This window comes from Mesorhizobium sp. M1E.F.Ca.ET.041.01.1.1, from assembly GCF_003997355.1.
Taxonomy (GTDB): domain Bacteria; phylum Pseudomonadota; class Alphaproteobacteria; order Rhizobiales; family Rhizobiaceae; genus Mesorhizobium.
In genome coordinates, this window is sequence record NZ_RZSL01000358.1 from 1 (window position 1) to 6,437 (window position 6,437).

Genomic DNA, 6,437 nt, shown 5'->3' on the forward strand with positions numbered 1-6,437 from the left:
GAGGCGGCGCCCGAAGTCAGGAAAATTCAGGCCGGGTGACCGACGGCAGGCGCCGCGCGGCGCTTGCGGCCCTCCTGCAACTGCCACAGCGAATGCGCCGCCAGCGTCACGATCAGGATCGTGCCGCCGATCAGGCTGTTGCGTGTCGGCGTCTCGGCAAAGACCAGCCAGACCCAGATCGGCGCCAGCACGGTCTCGAGCAGATAGAACATCGCCACCTCCGGCCCAGAGATGTATTTCGGTCCATTGGCGAGGCAGAAGAACGAGATCGGCATGATTACGGCGCCGTTGAAGATGATCCACCATGGCTGGTTGACGTGAAACCCTTCGCCCGAGACCATGAACAAGGCGACCGCCAGAGGCAGGATGACGCCGACGAGCGCCGTGAAGCCCATGTCCTTGCCGCTGGCGCGCGAGATGGTGATGGCCAAAGCGACGAAGAAAGCCGAGCAGAGCGCCATGAAATCGCCGAACAGATGACCCGTGCCGACCGAGCCGCCGACGATGATCAGTACGCCCAGGATCATCGCCAGCATCGCGACCACAGTTCCGAGCCGGGGTCTTTCCTTGAGAAAAAGCCACGATAGCAGCGCCGCGAACACGGTGTTGAAGGCGAGGATGAACACCAGGTCGGCTGTCGAGGTGTGGTAGACGGCGGTGACGAAGGTTATCCCGGTCAGGCCGTAGCAAAAGGCCACGGCAAGTCCCGACCAGCCGGGAATGAGTTGCGGCGCATTGGCGCGCATCGCACGCCAGACGGCCCAGATTATCAAGGCGGCAATGAGTGTCGTGCCGGTGCGCAGCATCATGATGGTCCAGGGGCTGCCGTCGGCCAACCGGATCAGTGGAATGTCGACGGTAAGCGTCAATCCGCCGATGGCAGTGATCAGCAGGCCCTTCTGGTGGTCGTGGTGGGAAGACATGATAAGTCTCGCAATGATTTGCAGACGGCTGGCTTGATGGCGCACGCTTACAGCGAGCGGCGGAACCACCAGCTTCCTGGCTCTTGAAACAGTTTAAGGTCGGGCTTTGGAAAAAATGGTCAGCGACTGACCGCTTCGTGGTCGTAGCGTTCCCAGCCCTTCGGGCCGAGATGCTCCTGCGGCATGAAACGCATCTTATAGCTCATCTTGCGCGAGCCGTTGACCCAGTAGCCGAGATAGACGTGGGGCAGTCCCATCGCCTTGGCGCGGGCGATGTGGTCGAGGATCATGAAGGTGCCGAGCGAGCGGTCCTCGAAATCGGGATTGAAGTAGGAATAGACCATCGACAGGCCGTCGGCCATCTTGTCGGTCAGCGCCACGGCGATCAGCTCGCCCTGGCCCTTGCCGGTGATGAAGGTGTCGGGGCCGCGGCGCCGGTATTCGATGATCTTGGTGTCGACATGCGTGTCCTCGACCATCATGGCATAGTCGAGCACCGTCATGTCGGACATCCCGCCGCGCCGGTGCCGGGCGTCGAGATAGGCGCGGAACAGGGAATATTGCTCGGTCGAGGGCTGCGCGTCGTGCATGGCGCCGATCAGATCGGCATTGCGCTGGATGACGCGGCGCATGTTGCGGCTGGTGGTGAACTCCTGCGCAAGGATGCGCACCGACACACAGGCGCGGCAGGATTCGCAGGCGGGCCTGTAGGCGATGTTCTGGGAGCGCCTGAAGCCGCCTTGGGTCAAGAGGTCATTCATCTCGGGCGCCTTGTCGCCGACAAGGTGCGTGAACACCTTGCGCTCGAACTGGCCCTCCAGATAGGGGCATGGCGATGGCGCGGTCAGGAAGAACTGCGGCGACTGGGTCGGATGCTGCGTCATCTAATCTTGGAAACGCTCCTGCGAATCGCTCTACCTTTGGCCCGGCCGGCGAAAAATTCAACAGGATTGTGCGGCCGCGGCCGGCCTAGCCTGTTCATATTTTAGCACAACCGGCGCGGCGATGGCGGCCGCAGGCACCGTCAGATGTCGGTGCGGGTGACGACCGTGCCGAGAAGCAGGTCATGCAGCGTGCGCTTGCGATCGGAAAACAGCGTGACCAACAGCACCAGCGGCGTCAGGATGACGTTGGCGGCCCAGAACAGCACCGAATGCACGACCGCGGTCAGGCCGTCGATGCGGGTGCCGTCGAGCTTGTCGAGCCGGATGCCCATGATCTTCATACCGGTCGTCGCCTGGTCACGGCTGCCCAGCGTGTTCCAGATGTAGAGGATGGCAACTGCCGGCACCAGGACGGAAAACAGCGCCCAGCCCAGGCCGAAGGTCAAAAGCCCAAGCACGGCGACCAGTATCGCGAAGGGGATGGTGAGCAGCGCAACGATGAAATAGTCGAGGATGAAGGCGAAGACGCGCCTGGTCCGCACGCCGCGATAGGCGCGCGTGTCCTCGAACCTCGTTGTGATGATCTCGCCGTCAAGCACGCGCGTGTTCATGTCCTTTCCTCATAAGGGCATTCGATGCCCGCCATCTCAGATGGTGAGGGCAGCGCCGAATTCAAGGAACGGATTTGGGCTTGGCCGGCCCGGGGTCTAGTCTAAAGCGCGTCGCGCTGAAACGGATTCAAGCGACGCGCTTTAGGTCCTTGTTTTGATGAATGTCGTTTTCCCAAAACGCTGCACACTTTTGGGCGACATGCATTAGAAGACGCCCGGCAAGAGCCGGTAGCGGACCTTGTTGAGATACTCGCTATACTCCGGCGTCATGGCAAGAAGGCGTTCTTCGCGCAGGATGCGGTGAATCTGGAACACACTGATGATGGCGTAGACGGTGAAATTGTAGATCGAGAAATTCGACAGCAGGAACACGACGTGTCCCATAAGGTAGCCGGCGTAAATCGGGTGCCTGACAAATCTGTAGGCGCCGTCGGTCACGACGCCCCGGTTGGCGGGCAGAATGGCGAAGGAGCGGCCGAGCGATATCTTTCCCCAGATGGACATCCACAGCGACAGGAACTGCACCGGTGCGGCGATCGCGAGCGGAATGATCGCGACGCCTTGCTCGAACGAGATGAGGCCGGCGCCGAAAGTGGCCGTCACCGAGATGACCACGGTGAACGGGTTCCAGTCGCGAACGATCGGGCGGCGCGCGAGGAGCAGCCAGATGAGGGTGAGGGTTTCGGAAATCGTCAACAGCAGGACGTTGAGCCGAGCCGGGTCGATGATGAGCTGGGACACGCCGCGATAAACGAACAGCGACATCACAGCCAGCGCGAAGAAGCGGAAGAAGCCCTCGCGCAAGTCCGTCAAGACTTCGCTCGCCCGTGGCCCGGAGAGGAATCCCGTTCCTTCGCCAGACAGGGCGATGCTTTTCAGAATGGTCAAGTCGTCGATCCCCGGCGGTCCCCTCGTATGAGACCATTGCACGCAAGCCCTTGCCGCGAGGTTAAGCTTTTGAGCGGCTTTGGTTGTATGCGGTGGAATCTCTCGAGTCCCCGGCGAATGGCGTGTTGGCAGTTGAACATCACGCTCTTCCCAGTTTAGCCTGCTGCGGCGCACAAAGAGGTTGGGAAATGGACTACGACATGCTCGTGATAGGCAGCGGTCCCTCGGGGCGCCGCGCCGCGGTACAGTCGGCCAAACTTGGCAAATCGGTTCTGGTGGTCGACAGGGGCCGCCGCCTCGGTGGCGTCTCGGTGCACACCGGCACCATCCCATCGAAAACACTGCGCGAGACGGTCCTCAACCTCTCCGGCTGGCGCGAGCGCGGCTTCTACGGGCGCGGCTACCGCGTCAAGCAGGACATCTCGGTCACCGACCTTGTCGAGCGCTTGCACAAGACGCTCGACCATGAGGTCGAGGTGTTGCAGCACCAGTTCATGCGCAATACGGTCAAGAGCGCGCGCGCCGCGGTGAAATTCCTCGGCCCCAACCGGGTCAGCCTGACGGCGGACAACGGTGACTACAGCGAAGTCGGCTTCGCCAACGCGCTGATCGCCGTGGGCACCAGGCCGCACCGTCCGGGCGACGTGCCCTTCGACAAGAAGCGCATCTTCGACAGCGACGAGATGCTGGAACTCCACCATCTGCCGCGCACGCTGACGGTGATCGGCGCCGGCGTCATCGGCGTCGAGTATGCGACCATCTTCTCGGCGCTCGACGTGCCGGTGACGCTGGTCGAGCCGCGCAACACGATCCTCGATTTCATCGACCGCGAGATCGTCGACGACTTCATCCACCAGATGCGCGACCGTGGCATGACCATTCGCCTCGGCAGCACGGTCAAGGAAATCGCTTCGAAGCCGGATCATGCCGAGGTGACGCTGGCCGACGGCCGCACCATCCGCTCCGAGATCGTGCTCTATGCCGCCGGCCGCACCGGCAACGTCGCCAGCCTCGGCCTGGAGATGGTCGGCATCGAAGCCGATGGGAGAGGCCGTATCAAGGTGAATCCGCAAACGTTCCAGACCAGCGCGCAGAACATCTATGCCGCCGGCGACGTCATCGGTTTCCCAAGCCTTGCCTCCACCTCGATGGAGCAGGGCAGGGTGGCGGCCTGTCACGCTTTCGGCGTCACCCTGCCGCCGCCGCCGGAAACCTTTCCCTATGGCATCTATGCGGTGCCGGAGATCTCCACCGTCGGCCAGTCGGAGGAGCAGGTGCGCGAGAGCGGGATCGCCTATGAGGTCGGCGTGGCACGCTTCCGGGAAACCTCGCGCGGCCACATCATGGGCGTCAACTCAGGCTTCCTGAAGCTCCTCTTTTCGGTCGAGACGCGACGGCTGCTCGGCGCCCACATTGTCGGCGAGGGCGCCACCGAGCTCATCCACATCGGCCAGGCGGTGATCAATCTCGGCGGTACCGTGGACTTCTTCGTCAACAACACCTTCAACTATCCGACGCTGGCCGAAGCCTACAAGATCGCGGGCCTGGATGCCTGGAACAGGATGGGGCAGGGATAGACACTGGACAAAGCTCCTTGCCAGGAGCGACGTTCCAGTCAGGCGACTGGTGTGGCCCCCGCAAGCCACTGCCGCACGATCGCTGCATCCGCGTCGCCGAATTCGTGACCTGCGGCGACGATGCGCGCATCGACCTCGGCGCCGCGCTGGCTGAACAGCGTCACCAGGGCGGGCGCGAAGGGTCCGTAGGTCTGGTCCGCCGCGCCGGCGATGATCAGCACCCGCGTTCTGGCAAGGTCGGGCGCAGGGGTGTCATCGAGTACCGGCATCGCCCTGAGAAGCGCGGCCTGCCCAACGAGGCCCGGATGGAGCAGCATCAGCGTGGAAACCAGATTGGCGCCGTTCGAATAGCCGAGGAAGGTTGCGCGCTGAAGGTCGAGCCCATGGCGCTTCGCGACTTCGGTTGCGAATTGAGCGAAAGCGGCCGTCTCCGCGCGGATGCTCGATTGCTCGAAACTGGTCGGCGTGATTCGCTCGAACCAGCGGAAACCGTCCTCTTGGGCGATGCGGCCGCGCGCCGCGACAAGCACCGCGCGCGGCGCGATTTGCCTCGCCAATGGCACCATCGTCGTTTCGTCCACGCCCGATCCATGCAGCACGAAGAGGCATTCGCCGCTCGCGGCTGCCGGTCTGATCAAGCGATAGGGGAAAGGCAGATCACGGTGCAGCTCGCTGTTTTTGCTCGCATGTTCGGACATGATCACATCCTTTTGATTCTATGGTGATTTCGCTGATTTGCCGGCTTCAAAACGGAATGTTTTCAAGCTCCGCGAAAGTTGATTGAACCGGGCGCATTTCAGACCGTTTCTGCGCCGATACACTCCCCGATGGGAGGAATCGAAGCGGTGCGTCGGGGGTCGCATTGCTGGACATGAAACACCAGCTCTGAGGCCTTTTGTCGATGACCATCCCGGTTTCTCAACGCGACACGCGTATCAATGATCGCATTACGCGTATCAATGATCGCGACACGCGTATCAACGGTCGCGACACGCGTATCGATGTGCTGCGCGCGCTCGCCTTGCTCACCATTTTCGTCGACCATGTGCCTGGCACCGTCTTCGAAAGCCTGACCTACAAGAATCTCGGCTTTTCCGATGCGGCCGAGGCCTTCGTCCTGATCTCCGGCATCTCGGTGGCGCTTGCCTATGGCAGCAAGTTCAAGCCGGGCGGCAGATTGCTGGCGACGCTCAAGATGTGGCGGCGCGCCGGCGTGCTTTATGTCACCCACATCGTCATCACCATGGCGGTGATCGCCATGTTCTGCGCCGCGGCGGTATTTGCCCACAGGCCGGAGCTCTTGAAGATGATCAACATGGAGCCGCTGATGAAGAACACGCCGGAGGTGCTGCTCGGCATCGTCACGCTCGGCCATCAGCTCGGCTACAACAACATCCTGCCGGTCTATGCGGCGCTGCTTCTGGCGGCGCCGGCCTTCGTTCTGTTCGTCAGCTACAGGCCCGTGGCCGCACTGTTTGTGTCCGGGCTGCTGTGGCTTGTCGCCGGTATCTGGCAGATCGCGCCGCCGAACTATCCCGAGCCGGGTCTCTGGTT

At 62.3% G+C, this 6,437-nt stretch carries 7 protein-coding genes; 2 read left to right on the forward strand and 5 right to left on the reverse strand.

Annotated features, from left to right (window positions below):
- Positions 1–26: 26 nt before the first annotated feature.
- The 4 genes from EOA38_RS24420 to EOA38_RS24435 all read right to left on the reverse strand — a co-directional run bounded on the left by EOA38_RS24420 (position 27) and on the right by EOA38_RS24435 (position 3,231).
- The gene (locus EOA38_RS24420; protein WP_127300431.1) at positions 27–923 is read right to left on the reverse strand and encodes a DMT family transporter; all 897 of its coding nucleotides are present in this window, start codon (positions 921–923) and stop codon (positions 27–29) included.
- Between the two features lie 119 nt (positions 924–1,042).
- Positions 1,043–1,807, reverse strand: coding sequence for an arginyltransferase (locus tag EOA38_RS24425; RefSeq protein ID WP_126094254.1), 765 nt, complete (start codon positions 1,805–1,807; stop codon positions 1,043–1,045).
- Between the two features lie 140 nt (positions 1,808–1,947).
- Positions 1,948–2,418: an RDD family protein gene (locus EOA38_RS24430; RefSeq protein ID WP_126094253.1), complete on the reverse strand. Its 471-nt coding sequence runs from the start codon at positions 2,416–2,418 to the stop codon at positions 1,948–1,950.
- 204 nt (positions 2,419–2,622) lie between these two features.
- Complete coding sequence (locus EOA38_RS24435; protein ID WP_245480909.1) at positions 2,623–3,231, reverse strand: isoprenylcysteine carboxylmethyltransferase family protein; 609 nt, start codon at positions 3,229–3,231, stop codon at positions 2,623–2,625.
- Between the two features lie 263 nt (positions 3,232–3,494).
- On the opposite strand from EOA38_RS24435, the gene sthA reads away from it, so the two are divergent.
- Positions 3,495–4,883, forward strand: a complete 1,389-nt coding sequence (gene sthA, locus EOA38_RS24440; protein ID WP_127300432.1) for a Si-specific NAD(P)(+) transhydrogenase — start codon at positions 3,495–3,497, stop codon at positions 4,881–4,883.
- A 38-nt stretch (positions 4,884–4,921) separates the two neighbouring features.
- On the opposite strand, the gene EOA38_RS24445 is transcribed toward sthA, so the two are convergent.
- Entirely contained in the window at positions 4,922–5,581 is a 660-nt protein-coding gene (locus tag EOA38_RS24445) for an alpha/beta hydrolase (RefSeq protein ID WP_127300433.1), read from the reverse strand.
- Positions 5,582–5,784: 203 nt separating this feature from the next.
- On the opposite strand from EOA38_RS24445, the gene opgC reads away from it, so the two are divergent.
- The coding region (gene opgC, locus EOA38_RS24450) for an OpgC domain-containing protein (protein WP_189434851.1) at positions 5,785–6,437 on the forward strand (653 nt) is incomplete at its 3' end.